Origin of the sequence: Streptomyces albus subsp. albus, assembly GCF_000725885.1 — a bacterium.
Taxonomy (GTDB): Bacteria; Actinomycetota; Actinomycetes; order Streptomycetales; family Streptomycetaceae; genus Streptomyces; species Streptomyces albus.
Genome location: NZ_JODR01000016.1, coordinates 85,480 through 102,377, shown reverse-complemented (window position 1 = coordinate 102,377; position 16,898 = coordinate 85,480). Strand labels below are relative to the sequence as shown.

Sequence of the window (16,898 nt, the reverse complement as noted above, 5' to 3'; positions counted from 1 at the left end):
TTCCTACCGTTTCCGCGCGCTCGTTGTCACCGGTGCAACATAAAGCGCCGCCAGACGCGCTCAGTTGAGGTAATCCGGCGGCGCTTCGTACACAGTGTCGTACGGGGGAACGGTGATTGACGAGCGATCAGCGCATCACCGCACGAACACCCCCGCATGACCCGCCAGATCGAGGAAGTACTGCGGCGCCACACCGAGCACCACCGTCACCACCACGCCGACCGCGATGGCCGAGGTCGTCATGACGCTCGGCACCGCGACGCTGGGCCCGTCCGCCTGCGGTTCGCTGAAGAACATCAGCACGATGACCCGCAGGTAGAAGAACGCCGCGATGGCGGAGGCGATCACACCGACGACGACCAGCGCGCCCGCGCCGCCCTCGGCCGCCGCCTTGAACACCGCGAACTTCCCCGCGAACCCGGAGGTCAGGGGGATGCCCGCGAAGGCCAGCAGGAAGATTGCGAACACGGCGGCCAGCAGCGGCGACCGCCTGCCCAGCCCCGCCCACTTCGACAGGTGCGTGGCCTCGCCGCCCGCGTCCCGCACCAGCGTCACCACCGCGAAGGCGCCCAACGTCACGAAGGAGTAGGCGGCCAGGTAGAACAGCACCGAGGAGACGCCGCTCTTCGAGGTGGCGATCACACCGGCGAGCAGGAAGCCCGCATGTGCGATCGAGGAGTAGGCCAGCAGCCGTTTGACGTCCGTCTGGGTGATGGCCACCACTGCGCCGGCCAGCATCGTCAGGATCGCCACGCCCCACATCACCGGGCGCCAGTCCCAGCTGAGTCCCGGCAGCACCACGTACAGCAGCCGCAGCAGCGCGCCGAAAGCCGCCACCTTGGTGGCCGCCGCCATGAAACCGGTCACCGGCGTGGGCGCGCCCTGGTAGACGTCGGGGGTCCACATGTGGAAGGGGACGGCGCCGACCTTGAACAGCAGCCCCATCACCACCAGGGCGCCGCCGATCAGCAGCAGCGCGTCGTTGCCCGCGGTCTGCGCCAGCACCGGGTCGCTGACGGCGTCGGAACCGGAGACGACGCGGGCGATGCCCGAGTAGCCGACCGTCCCGGCGTAGCCGTACAGCAGCGCGGTGCCGAACAGCAGGAACGCCGAGGAGAACGCGCCCAGCAGGAAGTACTTGACCGCCGCCTCCTGGGACAGCAGCCGCCGGCGGCGGGCCAGCGCGCACAGCAGGTACAGCGGGAGGGAGAAGACCTCCAGCGCCACGAAGAGCAGCAGCAGGTCGTTCGCGGCCGGGAAGAGCAGCATGCCGCCGATGGCGAACATCAGCAGCGGGAAGACCTCGGTGGTCGTCCAGCCCGCCTTGACGGCCTGCCGCTCGCCCTCGCCGCCGGGCACCGAGGCCGGCTGCGCGGCGAACGCGTCCACCCGGGACCCTGCCGCGGACGGCTCCAGCCGCCGCTCCGCGAAGGTGACGACGCCGACGATGCCCACCAGCAGCAGCGTGCCCTGGAGGAAGAGCGCGGGCCCGTCCACGGCGAGCGCCCCCATGCCGGCGATCTGCGCACGGGTGGTGCCCGCTCCGGAGGCGGCCAGGCCGATGACGGCGGCGAACGCGGCGGCCAGACCCAGCAGCGAGACGGACAGCTGTGCGCCGTAGCGGGATTTGCGGGGTGCGAACGCCTCGATGAGCACACCGAGCGCCGCGACGCCCAGCACGATCAGCGTCGGCGAGAGCTTCCCGTACTCGATGCTGGGCGCCTGGAGCTTGTCGCCGGCCGCCAGCACCGTCCACAGGCCGCCGACATCGGGGACGCCGCCCGCCGACGCCACATTGGTCACAGTCACTCGTGGTCACCTCCGCCGTGCCCGGCCGGCTTGTAGTCGAACCACCCCGCGGGTTCGGCGACGGGATGCTGCGGCTTGGGGTCCTTCTTCTGTACGTCCGAGAGGGTGTGCTCCACCGCCGGGTTCACGATCTCGGTGAGCGGCCTGGGGAAGACGCCGAGCAGGAGCAGCAGCGCCACCAGCGGCGCCACCACCGCCACCTCGCGCACCTTCAGGTCCGGCATGCCCTCGATCTCCGGCTTGCGCACCGGGCCGGTCATCGTGCGCTGGTAGAGCACCAGCACGTACAGCGCGGCCAGGATGATGCCCGCGGTGGCGATGATCCCGGCGACCGGGTAGCGGCTGAAGGTGCCGACCAGGACGAGGAACTCACTGACGAACGGCGCCAGCCCCGGCAGCGACAGCGTCGCAAGGCCGCCCACCAGGAACGCGCCCGCCAGTACGGGGGCGACCTTCTGCACCCCGCCGTAGTCCGCGATCAGACGCGAGCCGCGGCGCGAGATGAGGAAGCCGGCGACCAGCATCAGCGCGGCCGTGGAGATCCCGTGGAACACCATGTAGAGCGTCGCCCCGCCCTGGCCCTGGCTGGTCATCGCGAAGACACCCAGGATGATGAAGCCGAAGTGCGAGATGGACGCGTAGGCCACCAGCCGTTTGATGTCCCGCTGCCCCACCGCCAGCAGCGCCCCGTACAGGACGCTGACCAGCGCCAGGCCCAGTACCACCGGGGTCGCCCAGTCGCTGGCGTTCGGGAACAGGCCCAGGCAGAAGCGGAGCATCGCGAAGGTGCCCACCTTGTCCACCACGGCCGTGATGAGCACCGCGACCGGCGCGGTCGCCTCCCCCATCGCGTTGGGCAGCCAGGTGTGCAGCGGCCACAGCGGCGCCTTGATGGCGAAGGCGACGAAGAAGCCGCAGAACAGCAGCCGTTCGGTGGTCGCCGACATCGTCAGATCGCCGCTCGCGCGTGCTTTCAGCAGCTCGGGCAGCGAGAAGGTGCCCTCGCCCAGGCTGTCCGCGCTGACCACGTACAGCCCGATCACGGCGGCCAGCATGACCAGCCCGCCGGCCAGGTTGTAGAGCAGGAACTTGACCGCCGCGTACGAGCGCTGCTTGGCGCCCTCCTCCTCACCGGCCGCGTGCGCCCGGTCCCCGAAGCCGCCGATGAGGAAGTACATCGGGATGAGCATGGCCTCGAAGAAGACGTAGAAGAGGAAGACGTCGGTGGCGGCGAAGGAGATCAGCACCATCGCCTCGACGGCGAGGATCAGCGCGAAGAAGCCCTGGGTGGGCCGCCAGCGGCTGTGGGGCCGCTCCCCCTCCACCGCGTCGGCGTCGTGCCAGCCGGCGCCGATGACGAACGGGACCAGCAGCGCGGTGAGCGCCATCAGCGCGGCACCGATACCGTCCACGCCCAGCTCGTAGCGGACCCCGAAGTCGGAGATCCAGGCGTGTGACTCGGTGAGCTGGTAGCGGGCACCGCCGGGGTCGAAACGCAGCAGCACCACGGCGGCCAGCACCAGGGTGGCCAGCGAGACGAGAAGCGCCAGCCACTTGGCGGCGGTGCGCCGGGCCGCCGGGACGGCGGCCGTGGCGATGGCCCCGACGGCGGGCAGCGCCGCCGTGGCCGTCAGCAAAGGAAATGACATGACTCAGACCGCCCTCATCAGCAGGGTCGCGGCGATCAGCACCGCCGCGCCGCCGAACATCGAGACCGCGTAGGAGCGGGCGAACCCGTTCTGGAGCCGCCGCAGCCGCCCGGACAGCCCGCCGAAGGCGGCGGCCGTGCCGTTGACGGCGCCGTCGACCAGTTTGTTGTCGACGTAGACCAGGCTGCGCGTCAGATGTGTACCGCCGCTGACCAGCACCACGTGGTTGAAGTCGTCCTGGAGCAGATCGCGGCGGGCCGCACGGGTGAGCAGACCGCCGCGCGGCGCGAGCGCCGGCACCGGCTTGCGCCCGTACTGGAGGTAGGCCGCCCCCACCCCGAGGAGCAGGGCGACGATGGTGGCCGTCGTCACCGCGGTGGCGGAGACCGGGGAGTGCCCGTGCTCGAACCGGGTGACCGGCTCCAGCCAGTTCACGAAGGAGTCGCCCGCCTTGAAGATGCCACCCGCGAACACCGAGCCGAAGGCCAGCACGATCATGGGGATCGTCATGATCTTCGGGGACTCGTGGGGGTCCGGCACCGCGTGCTCGCCCCGCGTCTCGGCCGCGGGCTCCACATCGGGCTGCGCCGGCGAGGGCGTGGGGGCCCGGCGCCAGCGCTCCTCGCCGAAGAAGGTCATCAGCATCACGCGGGTCATGTAGTACGCGGTGATGGCCGCGCCCAGCAGGGTGACCGCGCCCAGGATCCAGCCCTGGGTGCCGCCCTTGGCGAAGGCGGCCTCGATGATCTGGTCCTTGGAGAAGAACCCGGACAGTCCGGGGAAGCCGATGATGGCGAGGTAGCCGAGGCCGAAGGTGACGAAGGTGACCGGCATGTACTTGCGCAGGCCGCCGTAGCGCCGCATGTCGACCTCGTCGTTCATGCCGTGCATCACCGAGCCGGCGCCGAGGAAGAGACCGGCCTTGAAGAAGCCGTGGGTGACCAGGTGCATGATGGCGAACGCGTAGCCGATCGGCCCGAGCCCGGCCGCCAGCACCATGTAGCCGATCTGCGACATGGTCGAGCCGGCCAGTGCCTTCTTGATGTCGTCCTTGGCGCAACCGACGATCGCACCGAACAGCAGCGTGACGGCGCCGACGGTCACCACCACCAGCTGCGCGTCGGGCGCCCCGTCGAAGATCGCGCCGGAGCGGGTGATCAGATAGACACCCGCCGTCACCATCGTCGCCGCGTGGATGAGCGCCGAGACGGGCGTGGGACCCTCCATGGCGTCCCCGAGCCAGGACTGGAGCGGCACCTGGGCCGACTTGCCGCAGGCGGCCAGCAGCAGCATCAGCCCGATCGCGGTCAGCTTGCCCTCGCTCGCCTCGCCCGCGGAGGAGAGCACCGGGGCGAAGGCGAAGCTGCCGAACGTGGTGAACATCAGGAAGACGGCGATGGCCAGTCCCGCGTCACCGACGCGGTTGACCAGGAACGCCTTCTTGGCCGCGGTGGCCGCGCTGGGCTTGTGCTGCCAGAACCCGATCAGCAGGTAGGAGGCCAGGCCGACGCCCTCCCAGCCGACGTACAGCAGCAGATAGTTGTCGGCGAGGACGAGCAGCAGCATCGCCGCCAGGAAGAGGTTCAGATAGGCGAAGAAGCGCCGCCGCCTGGGGTCGTGCTCCATGTAGCCGACCGAGTAGAGGTGGATGAGCGTGCCCACGCCGGTGATCAGCAGGACGAACGTCATCGACAACTGGTCGAGCTGGAAGGCCACGTCCGCCTGGAAGCCCTCGACCGGCACCCAGGAGAACCACTTCGAGTGCATCGCCCGCGCATCGGCGTCCTCGCCCAGCATGGAGGCGAACAGCACGGCACCGATCACGAACGAGACGGCGGCCAGCAAGGTCGCCAGCCAGTGCCCTCCGCGGTCCAGCCGCCGCCCGCCCACCAGGAGCACGGCGGCGCCGAACAGGGGCACCCCCACGAGCAGTCCGATCATTGACTCCACTGGTTCGTACCCCTTACAGCTTCATCAGGCTGGCGTCGTCGACCGAGGCCGAGTGGCGGGAGCGGTAGAGCATGACGATGATCGCGAGCCCGACCACGACCTCCGCGGCGGCGACGACCATGACGAAGAACGCCATGATCTGTCCGTCGAGGTTGCCGTGCATCCGGGAGAAGGCGACCAGCGTCAGGTTGGCGGCGTTGAGCATCAGCTCGATGCACATGAACACCACGATGGCGTTCCGCCTGATGAGGACCCCCGTGGCGCCGATGGTGAACAGCAGCGCCGCCAGATAGACGTAGTTGACCGGGCTCATTTGGCGGCCTCCTCGCGTGCGGTCCGCCGGTCGGCGCTCTGTTCCACCGGCCGGTCGGCGGGCTCGTCCTGTGCCTGCCGTACGCGTTCGACGGCCCGCTCACCCGGGTCCTTGGGCCCCGCGTGGCCGGGGCGTCCGTGGTACTCGGTGGTGCGCTGTTCGATCGCGGCGAGCTGGGCCATCTGCTCCACGCTGACCTCGCGGATCTGGCCGCGGTTGCGCAGGGTGCGGCTGACGCTCAGCTCGGACGGGGTGCCGTCGGGCAGCAGCGCGGGACGGTCGTTCGCGTTGTGGCGGGCGTAGACACCGGGGGCGGGCAGCGGGGTGAGCTGCTTGCCGCTGCGCACCCGCTCCTCGGCCTGCTCGCGCTGCGACTTGTTCTTCTCGACGCGCTCGCGGTGGGTGAGCAGCGTGGCGCCGACCGCGGCGACGGTCAGCAGCGCGCCGATCACCTCGAAGGCGACCACGTACTTGGTGAACAGCAGCGAGGCCAGTGCCGGGACGTTGCCGGGCGCGTTGGCGGCGCCCAGTCCGTTGAAGTCGCCCACCGTCACCTGGCCGATCCCGGCGATCAGCAGGATGCCGAGTCCCAGTGCGCAGCAGGCGGCCAGCCAGCGCTGTCCCTTCAGCGTCTCCTTGAGGGAGTCGGCCGTGCTGACGCCGACGAGCATCAGCACGAACAGGAACAGCATCATGACCGCGCCGGTGTAGACGACGATCTGGACGACGCCGAGGAAGTAGGCCCCGTTGGCGAGGTAGAACAGCGCCAGGATGATCATGGTGCCGGCCAGGCAGAGGGCGCTGTGCACGGCGCGGCGCAGCAGCACGGTGCCCAGGCCGCCCAGCACGGCGACGGTGCCCAGCACCCAGAACTGGACGGCCTCGCCCGTGGAGGTGGCGGTGGCGGCGAGCGCGGTCATCGGTCGCCCTCCCCACCGGCCGTCACCGTGCCGTGCGTCATGGCACCGCGGCCTGCGGCGGCCCCCGTCTCCGCGTCGGCAGCGGCGGGTTCGCCGGCCCCGTAGGTGGCGGCGGACTCCTGCGGCTCGGCGGTGTCGCGGGGCGTCTGCCGTACGGTGCCCGGCGCCGCCTCGGTGACCAGGCCCCGGTAGTAGTCCTTCTCCGTCATGCCCGGATAGATGGCGTGCGGCGAATCGACCATGCCGTCCTCCAGGCCCGCCAGCAGCTCCTCCTTGGTGTAGATGAGCGATTCGCGGGAGGAGTCGGCCAGTTCGTACTCGTTGGTCATGGTCAGCGCCCGGGTGGGGCACGCCTCGATGCACAGGCCGCACAGGATGCAGCGCAGATAGTTGATCTGGTAGACGCGGCCGTACCGCTCGCCGGGCGAGTAGCGCTCCTCGTCGGTGTTGTCCGCGCCCTCGACGTAGATGGCGTCGGCCGGGCAGGCCCAGGCGCACAGTTCGCAGCCGACGCACTTCTCCAGCCCGTCCGGGTGCCGGTTGAGCTGGTGGCGGCCGTGGAAGCGGGGTGCCGTGGGCTTCTTGTGCTCGGGGTACTGCTCGGTCAGCCGCTTCTTGAACATGTCCTTGAAGGTCACGCCGAAGCCGGCCACGGGGTTCTCAGGCACCGTCAGCCCCCTTGCTCTCGGTGGTTGCGTCGGTAACGGTCGTCGTCCCGCCGGAGTGGACGGTGCCCGCGCCGACCGGCTCCCGCTGCCGGTCGGGCCCGGCCCGCGAGGGCCGCCGCGGCACCGGTGGCAGCGTCTGGCCGGGCAGCGGCGGCACCGGGAAGCCGCCCGCCATCGGATCGAACGGCGCCTGGCCGGCGGGCGTGGACCCGGTTTCCTCCTCGTCCTCGCGCGGCGAACGCCGGAAGAAGTCCACGACGAAGGAGATCAGCAGCAGCACCAGCGCCGTCCCGGCGACCCAGTAGACGACCTCGCTGTAGTCCCAGCCCTCGTTGCGCATCGCCCGGACGGTGGCGACCAGCATCAGCCACACCAGCGCGACGGGGATGAGCACCTTCCAGCCCAGCTTCATGAACTGGTCGTAGCGCACCCGGGGCAGGGTGCCGCGCAGCCAGATGAAGACGAAGATCAGCACGGCCAGCTTGGCGGTGAACCACAGGATCGGCCACCAGCCGTGGTTGGCGCCCTCCCACCAGGTGGAGATCGGCGCCGGGGCCCGCCAGCCGCCCAGGAAGAGGGTGACCGCCAGCGCGGAGACCGTCACCACGTGGATGTACTCGGTCAGCATGAACATCGCGAACTTGATGGAGCTGTACTCCGTCTGGAAGCCCGCGACCAGGTCGCCCTCGGACTCCGGCATGTCGAACGGGGCGCGGTGCGCCTCGCCGACCATCGAGACGAGGTAGATCAGGAAGGAGACCGGCAGCAGATAGGCGAACCAGCCGTCCGCCTGCGCCCCCACGATCGCCGAGGTGGACATCGAACCGGAGTAGAGGAAGACCGCGGCGAAGCTGAGGCCCATCGCGATCTCGTAGCTGATGATCTGCGCCGTGGCCCGCACCCCGCCCAGCAGCGGGTAGGTGGAGCCGGACGACCAGCCCGCCAGCACCACGCCGTAGGAGGCGATGGAGGCGGTGGCCAGGATGTAGAGCACCGCGACGGGCATGTCCGTCAGCTGCATCGCGGTGCGGTGGCCGAAGACCGAGATCTCGTTGCCGGCCGGCCCGAACGGGATGACCGCGATGGCCATGAAGGCGGGGACCGCGCCGATGATCGGGGCCAGCAGATAGACGATCTTGTCGCTGCCCTTGACGACGATGTCTTCCTTGAACATCAGCTTCACGCCGTCGGCCAGCGACTGGAGCATGCCCCAGGGGCCGTGCCGGTTGGGCCCGATGCGCAGCTGCATCCAGCCCACGATCTTCCGCTCGAAGACGATGGAGAGCAGCACGGTCAGCATCAGGAACGCGAAGCAGAAGACCGCCTTCAGCACGACCAGCCAGAACGGGTCGGTGCCGAACATCGACAGATCCTCCGCGGCCAGGACACTCCGCGGGGCCCCGGCGGCCAGGGCGTACGCACTCATGCGGCGCCTCCCTCCTCGTGGTCGGGGTGGTGGGCCGGCCCGGTGTGTGCGGCGGCGCCCGCCGAGGCGGGCGCGATCCGCACGAGATGGCCGGGGACGGCGCCGGTGTCGGCCGCGACGCCGCCGCCGACGCTGTTGAGGGGCAGCCACACCACCCGGTCGGGCATCTCGGTGATCCGCAGCGGCAGCCGCACCTCGCCGCGCGGGCCCGCCACCGCGAGCTGCTCGCCGTCCCGGACACCGATCTCCGCGGCGGTGGCGGCCGACAGCCGGGCCGGGGCGGCGTGCCGGGTACCGGCCAGCGCCTCGTCGCCCTCCTGGAGCCGCCCCCGGTCCAGGAGCATGCGGTGGCCCGCCAGCACGGCCTCGCCCACGCCGGGCTGCGGCACGGAGCGCGGCCCCGGTACGGGCGCGGCCAGCCGTGCGCCGCGCGGGCCGGTGCCGAGCCGGTCCAGTTCGCCACGCGCGGTACGCACGTCGGGCAGGCCCAGGTGGACGTCGAGGGCGTCGGCGAGCATGGTCAGCACCCGTGCGTCGGGCTGCACATGCCGGCGCGTCATCTGGTCGGGCTTGAGCGCGGCCTCGAACATGCGCGCCCGGCCCTCCCAGTTGAGGAAGGTGCCGGCCTTCTCGGCGACGGCGGAGACCGGCAGCACCACATCGGCCAGCTCGGTGACGTCGGTGGGCCGCAGCTCCAGGCTGACGAGGAAGTCCACGTCGGCGAACGCCTGCCGGGCGCGAGCCGGGTCGGGCAGGTCCTCGACGCCGACACCGCCGACCACCAGCGCCGACAGCTCGCCCGTCGCGGCGGCCTCGATGATCTGCGCGGTGTCCCGGCCGCGCTCTGCGGGGAGTTCGGCCACGCCCCACAGCCGGGCCACCTCGGCACGGGCCTCGGAGTCGTGCACCGACCGGGCGCCGGGCAGCAGCCCCGGCAGACAGCCGGCCTCGACGGCGCCGCGCTCACCGGCCCGGCGCGGCACCCACATGAGGGTGGCGCCGGTGGCCACCGCGGTGCGCAGCGCGGCGGTGAGCGCGCCGGGCACGGTGGCCAGCCGCTCGCCGACCAGGATCACCGCGCCGTCACCGCGCAGCGCCTCGGCCGCCTCGGTGCCCCGCTCGTCCAGTCCGACCCCGCCGGCCAGCGCGTCCAGCCACTCCGTCTCGGTGCCGGGCGCGGCCGGCAGCAGGGTGCCGCCGGCCTTCTCCAGACCGCGGGTGGCGTGGGTGGCCAGCGACCAGGTGCGCTGGCCCCGGGTACGCCACGCCTTGCGCAGCCGCAGGAAGACGCCGGGCGCCTCCTCCTCGGCCTCCAGCCCGGCCAGCAGCACGGCGGGCGCCGCCTCCAGCGCGGAGTAGGTGACCCCGGACCCGTCCAGGTCCCGGCCGTGTCCGGCGACGTGGGAGGCGAGGAAGTCGGCCTCCTCGGCGGAGTGCGGCCGGGCGCGGAAGTCGATGTCGTTGGTGCGCAGCGCCACCCGGGCGAACTTGGACCAGGCGTAGGCGTCCTCGACGGTCAGCCGGCCGCCGGTCAGCACGCCGGCCCGCTTCCCGGCCAGTCCGCGGGCGGCGGCTGCCAGCGCCTCCGGCCAGCTCGCGGGCGCCAGCACACCGTCGACGCCGCGCACCAGCGGCGTCTCCAGCCGGTCGGGCCGCTGCGCGTAGCGGAACGCGAAGCGGCCCTTGTCGCACACCCACTCCTCGTTGACCTCCGGGTCGGCGGCGGCCAGGCGGCGCATCACCTTGCCGCGCCGGTGGTCGGTGCGGACGGCGCAGCCGCCGGCGCAGTGCTCGCACACGCCGGGCGAGGAGGTCAGGTCGAAGGGGCGGGAGCGGAAGCGGTAGGCGGCCGAGGTGAGCGCGCCGACCGGGCAGATCTGGATGGTGTTGCCGGAGAAGTACGACTCGAACGGCGCGTCCTCGCCGGTCCCCACCTGCTGGAGGGCGCCCCGCTCGATCAGCTCGATCATCGGGTCGCCCGCGATCTGGTTGGAGAAGCGGGTGCAGCGCGCGCACAGCACGCACCGCTCGCGGTCCAGCAGCACCTGGGTGGAGATGGCGACGGGCTTCTCGTAGGTGCGCTTGCGGCCCTCGAAGCGGGATTCGGCGTCACCGTGGGACATCGCCTGGTTCTGGAGCGGGCACTCACCGCCCTTGTCGCAGACGGGGCAGTCCAGCGGGTGGTTGATGAGCAGCAGCTCCATCACGCCGCGCTGCGCCTTGCCCGCCACGTCGCTGGTCAGCTGAGTCTTGACGACCATGCCGTCGGTGCACTGGATGGTGCAGGAGGCCATCGGCTTGCGCTGGCCCTCCACTTCCACGATGCACTGCCGGCAGGCGCCCGCCGGGTCCAGGAGCGGGTGGTCGCAGAAGCGCGGGATCTCGATGCCGAGCTGCTCGGCGGCGCGGATCACCAACGTGCCCTTGGGAACGGTGATCTGTGCGCCGTCGATGGTCAGCGACACCGTCTCCTCGGGCGGCGGGGCGGCCTCCCCTCCCCCTGTGGAGGCAGGAGTGGTGACGGTCACGCGTTCACCTCCAGGTGAGCGGAGTTGGGGCGGTCGCCCCACGCGGTGGACTTGGCGGGGTCGAACGGACAGCCACGGCCGCCCAGGTGGGCCTCGTACTCCTCGCGGAAGTACTTGAGGGAGGAGAAGATCGGGGACGCGGCGCCGTCGCCGAGGGCGCAGAAGGACTTGCCGTTGATGTTGTCGGCGATGTCGGCGATCTTCTCCAGGTCGGCCGCCTGAGCCTTGCCGGCCTCGATGTCGCGCAGCAGCTGGACGAGCCAGTAGGTGCCCTCGCGGCAGGGGGTGCACTTGCCGCAGGACTCGTGGGCGTAGAACTCGGTCCAGCGGGTGACGGCCCGCACCACGCAGGTGGTCTCGTCGAAGCACTGGAGCGCCTTGGTGCCCAGCATCGAGCCGGCGCTGCCGACGCCCTCGTAGTCGAGGGGGACGTCCAGGTGCTCGTCGGTCAGCAGCGGGGTGGAGGAGCCGCCGGGCGTCCAGAACTTCAGCCGGTGGCCGGGCCGCATGCCGCCGCTCAGGTCGAGGAGCTGGCGCAGGGTGATGCCCAGCGGTGCCTCGTACTGGCCGGGACGGGCGACGTGGCCGCTGAGGGAGTAGAGGGTGAAGCCGGGCGACTTCTCCGACCCCATGGAGCGGAACCAGTCCTTGCCCCGGTCGATGAGGGCGGGAACCGAGGCGATGGACTCGACGTTGTTCACCACAGTGGGGCACGCGTACAGGCCGGCGACGGCCGGGAAGGGGGGACGCAGCCTGGGCTGGCCGCGGCGGCCTTCGAGCGAGTCGAGCAGCGCCGTCTCCTCGCCGCAGATGTAGGCGCCCGCGCCCGCGTGGACGGTCAGCGTCAGGTCCTTGCCGGGGCCGAGCGCACCGGGGCCGAGGTAGCCGGCCTCGTACGCCTCGCGCACCGCCAGGTGGAGCCGGCGCAGCACGGGGACGACCTCTCCGCGCAGATAGATGAAGGCATGGTGGGAGCGGATCGCATGGCAGGCGATGGCGATGCCCTCGATGAGGGAGTGCGGGTTGGCGAACAGCAGCGGGATGTCCTTGCAGGTGCCCGGCTCCGACTCGTCGGCGTTGACGACGAGATAGTGCGGCTTGCCGTCGCCCTGCGGGATGAACTGCCACTTCATCCCGGTGGGGAAGCCGGCGCCGCCGCGTCCGCGCAGACCCGCGTCCTTGACGTAGGCGATCAGGTCGTCGGGATCCATGGCGAGCGCCTTGGTCAGGGCCCGGTAGCCGCCGTTGCGCCGGTAGCCGGCCAGCGTGTAGGAGTCGGGCTCGTCCCAGTGCGCGGACAGGACGGGTGCGAGGAGCTTCTGCGCCTCGGCCACGTCGTGCCCGGGCTGGGAGATGTCGTCCTGGCCGCCGCCGTGTGCTGCCACCGTCATCACTTCCCCTCCTCTTCCGCCGCCGCGCCGCGCGGCGCCACCACACCGGGGCCGCCGTCGCCCTTGGCCAGCCGCAGTCCGGCGAGCGAGGCGGGGCCCGCGCTGCCGGACGCGTCGGCCGCGCCGGGCCGTTCGTCGGGGAAGCCCGCCAGGATGCGCGCGGTCTGTTTGAAGGTGCACAGCGGGGCGCCGCGGGTGGGGGCGACCTCCCGGCCGGCGCGCAGGTCGTCGACGAGGGCGCGGGCCGTCTCGGGGGTCTGGTTGTCGAAGAACTCCCAGTTGACCATCACCACGGGGGCGAAGTCGCAGGCCGCGTTGCACTCGATGTGTTCGAGCGTGACCTTGCCGTCGTCGGTGGTCTCGCCGTCGCCCACGCCCAGATGCTCGCGCAGCGCCGCGTAGATGGCGTCGCCGCCCATGACGGCGCACAGCGTGTTGGTGCACACGCCGACCTGGTAGTCGCCCGAGGGCTTGCGGCGGTACATGGTGTAGAAGGTCGCCACCGCGTTGACCTCGGCCGTGGTCAGGTCCAGCATCTCGGCGCAGAACCGCTGCCCGGTGCGGGTGACGTGGCCGTCCTCGGACTGCACCAGGTGCAGCAGCGGCAGCAGGGCCGAGCGGCTGTCCGGATAGCGGGAGATGATCTCCTTCGCGTCCGTCTCCAGCCGCCGGCGCACCTCGGCCGGGTAGTCGGGCGCGGGCATCTCGGGGATGCCCATTTCGACACTGCTCACCGGTCGACGCCTCCCATCACGGGGTCGATGGACGCGACGGCGACGATGACGTCCGCGACCTGGCCGCCCTCGCACATCGCCGCCATGGACTGGAGATTGGTGAAGGAGGGGTCGCGGAAGTGGACCCGGTAGGGGCGGGTGCCGCCGTCGCTGACGACGTGCACGCCCAGCTCCCCCTTGGGCGACTCCACCGCCGTGTACGCCTCGCCCGGCGGTACCCGGAAGCCCTCGGTCACCAGCTTGAAGTGGTGGATCAGGGCCTCCATGGAGGTGCCCATGATGTTCTTGATGTGGTCCAGCGAGTTGCCGAGCCCGTCGGGGCCGAGGGCGAGCTGCGCGGGCCAGGCGATCTTCTTGTCGGCCACCATGACCGGGCCGGGCTCCAGCCGGTCCACGCACTGCTCGATGATCCGCAGCGACTGGCGCATCTCCTCCAGCCGCAGCAGGAACCGCCCGTAGGAGTCGCAGGTGTCGACGGTGGGCACCTCGAAGTCGTACGTCTCGTAACCGCAGTACGGCTGGGCCTTGCGCAGATCGTGCGGCAGCCCGGCGGAGCGGAGGATGGGGCCGGTGGCGCCCAGGGCCATGCAGCCGGCCAGGTCGAGATAGCCGATGTCCTTGAGCCGGGCCTTGAAGACGGGGCTGCCGGTGCACAGCGCGTCGTACTCCGGCAGGTTCTTGCGCATCTTCTTGATGAACTCGCGCAGCGCGTCGACGGCACCGGGCGGGATGTCCTGGGCGAGGCCGCCGGGACGGATGAAGGCGTGGTTCATCCGCAGGCCGGTGATCAGCTCGTAGAGGTCCAGCACCAGTTCGCGGTCGCGGAAACCGAAGATCATCACCGTGGTGGCGCCCAGTTCCATGCCGCCGGTGGCGATGGCGACCAGGTGCGAGGAGATCCGGTTCAGCTCCATCAGCAGGACGCGGATCACATTGGCCCGCTCGGGCACCTGGTCCTCGATGCCCAGCAGCCGCTCGACGCCCAGGCAGTACGCCGCCTCGTTGAAGAACGGCGTCAGATAGTCCATGCGGGTGACGAACGTGGTGCCCTGGGTCCAGGTGCGGAATTCGAGGTTCTTCTCGATGCCGGTGTGCAGATAGCCGATGCCGGCCCGGGCCTCGGTGACCGTCTCACCGTCGATCTCCAGGATGAGCCGCAGCACGCCGTGGGTGGAGGGGTGCTGCGGCCCCATGTTGACGATGATGCGTTCGTCGTCGCTCTTGGCGGCGTGCGCGGCCAGCTCGTCCCAGTCGCCTCCGGTGACGTCGTAGACGGTGCCCTCGGTGGTTTCCCGGACGCCGGCGGGTGCGTGTGTACTGGTGGACATCAGCTGTAGGACCTCCGCTGGTCGGGAGCGGGAATCTGGGCGCCCTTGTACTCGACGGGGATGCCGCCGAGCGGGTAGTCCTTGCGCTGGGGAAAGCCCTGCCAGTCGTCCGGCATGATGATCCGCGTCAGCGCGGGGTGGCCGTCGAAGACGAGCCCGAAGAAGTCGTAGGTCTCACGCTCGTGCCAGTCGTTGGTCGGGTAGACGTCCACGATCGAGGGCACGTGCGGATCGGCGTCGGGCGCGCTGACCTCCAGCCGGATCAGCCGGTTGTGGGTGATCGACCGCAGGTGGTAGACGGCGTGCAGTTCCCGTCCCTTGTCCTGCGGGTAGTGGACACCGCTCACGCCCGTGCACAGTTCGAAGCGGAGCGCGGGGTCGTCGCGCAGCGTGCGGGCCACCACCGGCAGGTGCTCGCGGACGATGTGGAACGTCAGCTCGCCCCGGTCCACGACCGTCCGCTCGATGGCGTTCTCCGGGACGATGCCCTGCTCCTCCAGCGCCCCTTCGAGCTCGTCGGCGACCTCGTCGAACCAGCCGCCGTACGGGCGGGCACTGGCTCCGGGCATCCGCACGGTGCGGACGAGGCCGCCGTAGCCGGAGGTGTCACCGCCGTTGCGGGCGCCGAACATGCCGCGGCGTACGTCGATGACCTCGCCCCGGTCGCCCTGCCGCGCGGGGACGCCGCTCTCCCGGCCGCCGTGCGGCCCGCTCCCGTTGACGCCGCTTCCGTTGGCGCCGTTCCCGTTGGCGCCGCTCCCGTTGGCCGCACTCATCGCAGCAGCCCCTTCATCTCGATCGTCGGCAGCGCCTTCATCGCGGCCTCCTCCGCCTCGCGGGCCGCTTCCTGCTGGTTGACGCCGAGTTTGGAATTCTTGATCTTCTCGTGCAGCTTGAGAATCGCGTCGAGCAGCATTTCCGGCCGGGGCGGACAGCCCGGCAGGTAAATGTCCACGGGGACGATGTGGTCGACGCCCTGCACGATGGCGTAGTTGTTGAACATGCCGCCCGACGAGGCGCACACCCCCATGGAGATCACCCATTTGGGGTTGGGCATCTGGTCGTAGACCTGCCGCAGCACCGGCGCCATCTTCTGGCTGACCCGGCCCGCCACGATCATCAGGTCGGCCTGGCGGGGCGAGCCGCGGAAGACCTCCATGCCGAACCGGGCGAGGTCGTACCGGCCGGCACCGGTCGTCATCATCTCGATGGCGCAACAGGCGAGCCCGAACGTCGCAGGGAAGACGGAGGACTTCCGCGCCAGGCCGGCCGCCTTCTCCACCGTGGTGAGCAGAAAACCACTCGGCAGTTTCTCTTCAAGTCCCATTGCTTATCCTGCCCCTAGTCCCATTCCAGGCCGCCGCGCCGCCAGTCGTAGGCGTACGCGATACCGATGAGGGCGACGAAGACCAGCATTTCGACGAGCCCGAACATCCCGAGGGAGTCGAAATGGACGGCCCACGGGTAGAGGAAGACGATTTCGATGTCGAAAATGATGAAGAGCATCGCCGTCAGGTAATACTTCACCGGGAAGCGCCCGCCGCCGGCCGGCTGCGGCGTGGGCTCGATGCCGCACTCGTACGCCTCCAGCTTCGCCCGGTTGTAGCGCTTGGGGCCGACGATCGAGGCAAGGACCACGGAGAAGACCGTGAACGCCGCCGCGATGGCTCCCAGTACGAGGATTGGTGTGTAGACGTTCACCGCTCCCGTCTCCTTCCAGGCGTCGACTCTGACTGCCGGCAGACCGCTGGGCCGCTGCGCATCCCCACGAAGATCGCTCCTATGTGAGGCAGTTCACAAGCCCTGTTCGCAGGCATCTTAAGCCCGCCCCTCTGTGATCTGCGACACGGGGTGCGCCAACCGCTTTGTGATCTCTGCCACCTGACGGCCGGTCATCCCGTCAGATGAGCGCCGATCTTCATACGCAAAGCCTCTGAATGATCACCTGTGGTCACAACTGACCGTGCTCAGCCCAGTTAAGAGCGGGTCGCTGTATCAGGCACGGGGCTGCACAGGCAAATTCGCGCTGGACGGTTCCGGGTGATATAGGACGGGGACCCGACTTCGTGCGTTCGTGAAGGGCGGCACAAGCCGCCACGCCCGGCGGAACACCCGCCACGCCTCCGGAACCGGACGGTCCCCCTCCGAGAGCACCCCCGCAGCCGCGTTGCACCCCCCACCC

14 protein-coding genes are annotated in these 16,898 nt (G+C 70.5%); all 14 read right to left on the bottom strand.

Going from position 1 to position 16,898, the window contains the following annotated elements:
• Positions 1 to 135: 135 nt before the first annotated feature.
• Genes nuoN through IO40_RS0118635 form a run of 14 tightly spaced genes read right to left on the bottom strand, consistent with a single transcriptional unit; the run spans position 136 to position 16,417 of the window.
• On the bottom strand, positions 136 to 1,809 hold the full coding sequence (gene nuoN / locus IO40_RS0118700; RefSeq protein ID WP_031027044.1) for an NADH-quinone oxidoreductase subunit NuoN: 1,674 nt from the start codon (positions 1,807 to 1,809) through the stop codon (positions 136 to 138).
• Entirely contained in the window at positions 1,806 to 3,458 is a 1,653-nt protein-coding gene (locus IO40_RS0118695; protein ID WP_016472786.1) for an NADH-quinone oxidoreductase subunit M, read from the bottom strand. Before IO40_RS0118695 ends, nuoN begins: the two co-directional genes overlap by 4 nt.
• 3 nt (positions 3,459 to 3,461) lie before the next feature.
• Positions 3,462 to 5,408: an NADH-quinone oxidoreductase subunit L gene (gene nuoL, locus IO40_RS0118690; RefSeq protein ID WP_031027042.1), complete on the bottom strand. Its 1,947-nt coding sequence runs from the start codon at positions 5,406 to 5,408 to the stop codon at positions 3,462 to 3,464.
• A 13-nt stretch (positions 5,409 to 5,421) separates the two neighbouring features.
• Positions 5,422 to 5,721 (bottom strand): NADH-quinone oxidoreductase subunit NuoK, encoded by a 300-nt coding sequence (nuoK, locus tag IO40_RS0118685; protein ID WP_016472788.1) that lies wholly within the window; start codon positions 5,719 to 5,721, stop codon positions 5,422 to 5,424.
• Positions 5,718 to 6,641, bottom strand: coding sequence for an NADH-quinone oxidoreductase subunit J (locus IO40_RS0118680; RefSeq protein ID WP_016472789.1), 924 nt, complete (start codon positions 6,639 to 6,641; stop codon positions 5,718 to 5,720). Before IO40_RS0118680 ends, nuoK begins: the two co-directional genes overlap by 4 nt.
• Positions 6,638 to 7,264: an NADH-quinone oxidoreductase subunit NuoI gene (gene nuoI, locus IO40_RS33755; RefSeq protein ID WP_374117502.1), complete on the bottom strand. Its 627-nt coding sequence runs from the start codon at positions 7,262 to 7,264 to the stop codon at positions 6,638 to 6,640. Before nuoI ends, IO40_RS0118680 begins: the two co-directional genes overlap by 4 nt.
• Before the next feature lie 37 nt (positions 7,265 to 7,301).
• Entirely contained in the window at positions 7,302 to 8,735 is a 1,434-nt protein-coding gene (gene nuoH, locus IO40_RS0118670; RefSeq protein WP_031175774.1) for an NADH-quinone oxidoreductase subunit NuoH, read from the bottom strand.
• Positions 8,732 to 11,263 carry an NADH-quinone oxidoreductase subunit G gene (locus IO40_RS0118665; RefSeq protein WP_016472792.1) on the bottom strand — a complete coding sequence of 844 codons (2,532 nt, stop codon included), beginning with the start codon at positions 11,261 to 11,263 and terminating at the stop codon, positions 8,732 to 8,734. The genes nuoH and IO40_RS0118665 overlap by 4 nt, the downstream gene beginning before the upstream one ends.
• Positions 11,260 to 12,657: an NADH-quinone oxidoreductase subunit NuoF gene (gene nuoF, locus IO40_RS0118660; RefSeq protein ID WP_374117467.1), complete on the bottom strand. Its 1,398-nt coding sequence runs from the start codon at positions 12,655 to 12,657 to the stop codon at positions 11,260 to 11,262. Before nuoF ends, IO40_RS0118665 begins: the two co-directional genes overlap by 4 nt.
• On the bottom strand, positions 12,654 to 13,373 hold the full coding sequence (gene nuoE / locus IO40_RS0118655; protein WP_078566047.1) for an NADH-quinone oxidoreductase subunit NuoE: 720 nt from the start codon (positions 13,371 to 13,373) through the stop codon (positions 12,654 to 12,656). Before nuoE ends, nuoF begins: the two co-directional genes overlap by 4 nt.
• A gap of 11 nt (positions 13,374 to 13,384) precedes the next feature.
• Positions 13,385 to 14,716 (bottom strand): NADH-quinone oxidoreductase subunit D, encoded by a 1,332-nt coding sequence (locus tag IO40_RS0118650; RefSeq protein WP_016472795.1) that lies wholly within the window; start codon positions 14,714 to 14,716, stop codon positions 13,385 to 13,387.
• On the bottom strand, positions 14,716 to 15,492 hold the full coding sequence (locus tag IO40_RS0118645) for an NADH-quinone oxidoreductase subunit C (protein WP_031175772.1): 777 nt from the start codon (positions 15,490 to 15,492) through the stop codon (positions 14,716 to 14,718). The genes IO40_RS0118650 and IO40_RS0118645 overlap by 1 nt, the downstream gene beginning before the upstream one ends.
• A complete protein-coding gene (locus IO40_RS0118640) occupies positions 15,489 to 16,043 on the bottom strand; it encodes a NuoB/complex I 20 kDa subunit family protein (RefSeq protein WP_016472797.1) in 555 nt (184 codons plus the stop codon). Before IO40_RS0118640 ends, IO40_RS0118645 begins: the two co-directional genes overlap by 4 nt.
• A gap of 14 nt (positions 16,044 to 16,057) precedes the next feature.
• The gene (locus IO40_RS0118635) at positions 16,058 to 16,417 is read right to left on the bottom strand and encodes an NADH-quinone oxidoreductase subunit A (protein ID WP_016472798.1); all 360 of its coding nucleotides are present in this window, start codon (positions 16,415 to 16,417) and stop codon (positions 16,058 to 16,060) included.
• Positions 16,418 to 16,898: the final 481 nt, after the last annotated feature.

Coding starts and splice junctions, on each gene's coding strand:
- IO40_RS0118695 (WP_016472786.1), bottom strand. CDS start 3,458: ATGTCATTTCCTTTGCTGACGGCCACGGCGGCGCTGCCCGCCGTCGGG.
- nuoK (WP_016472788.1), bottom strand. CDS start 5,721: ATGAGCCCGGTCAACTACGTCTATCTGGCGGCGCTGCTGTTCACCATC.
- IO40_RS0118680 (WP_016472789.1), bottom strand. CDS start 6,641: ATGACCGCGCTCGCCGCCACCGCCACCTCCACGGGCGAGGCCGTCCAG.
- nuoI (WP_374117502.1), bottom strand. CDS start 7,264: ATGTTCAAGAAGCGGCTGACCGAGCAGTACCCCGAGCACAAGAAGCCC.
- nuoH (WP_031175774.1), bottom strand. CDS start 8,735: ATGAGTGCGTACGCCCTGGCCGCCGGGGCCCCGCGGAGTGTCCTGGCC.
- nuoE (WP_078566047.1), bottom strand. CDS start 13,373: ATGGGCATCCCCGAGATGCCCGCGCCCGACTACCCGGCCGAGGTGCGC.
- IO40_RS0118650 (WP_016472795.1), bottom strand. CDS start 14,716: ATGTCCACCAGTACACACGCACCCGCCGGCGTCCGGGAAACCACCGAG.
- IO40_RS0118645 (WP_031175772.1), bottom strand. CDS start 15,492: ATGAGTGCGGCCAACGGGAGCGGCGCCAACGGGAACGGCGCCAACGGA.
- IO40_RS0118640 (WP_016472797.1), bottom strand. CDS start 16,043: ATGGGACTTGAAGAGAAACTGCCGAGTGGTTTTCTGCTCACCACGGTG.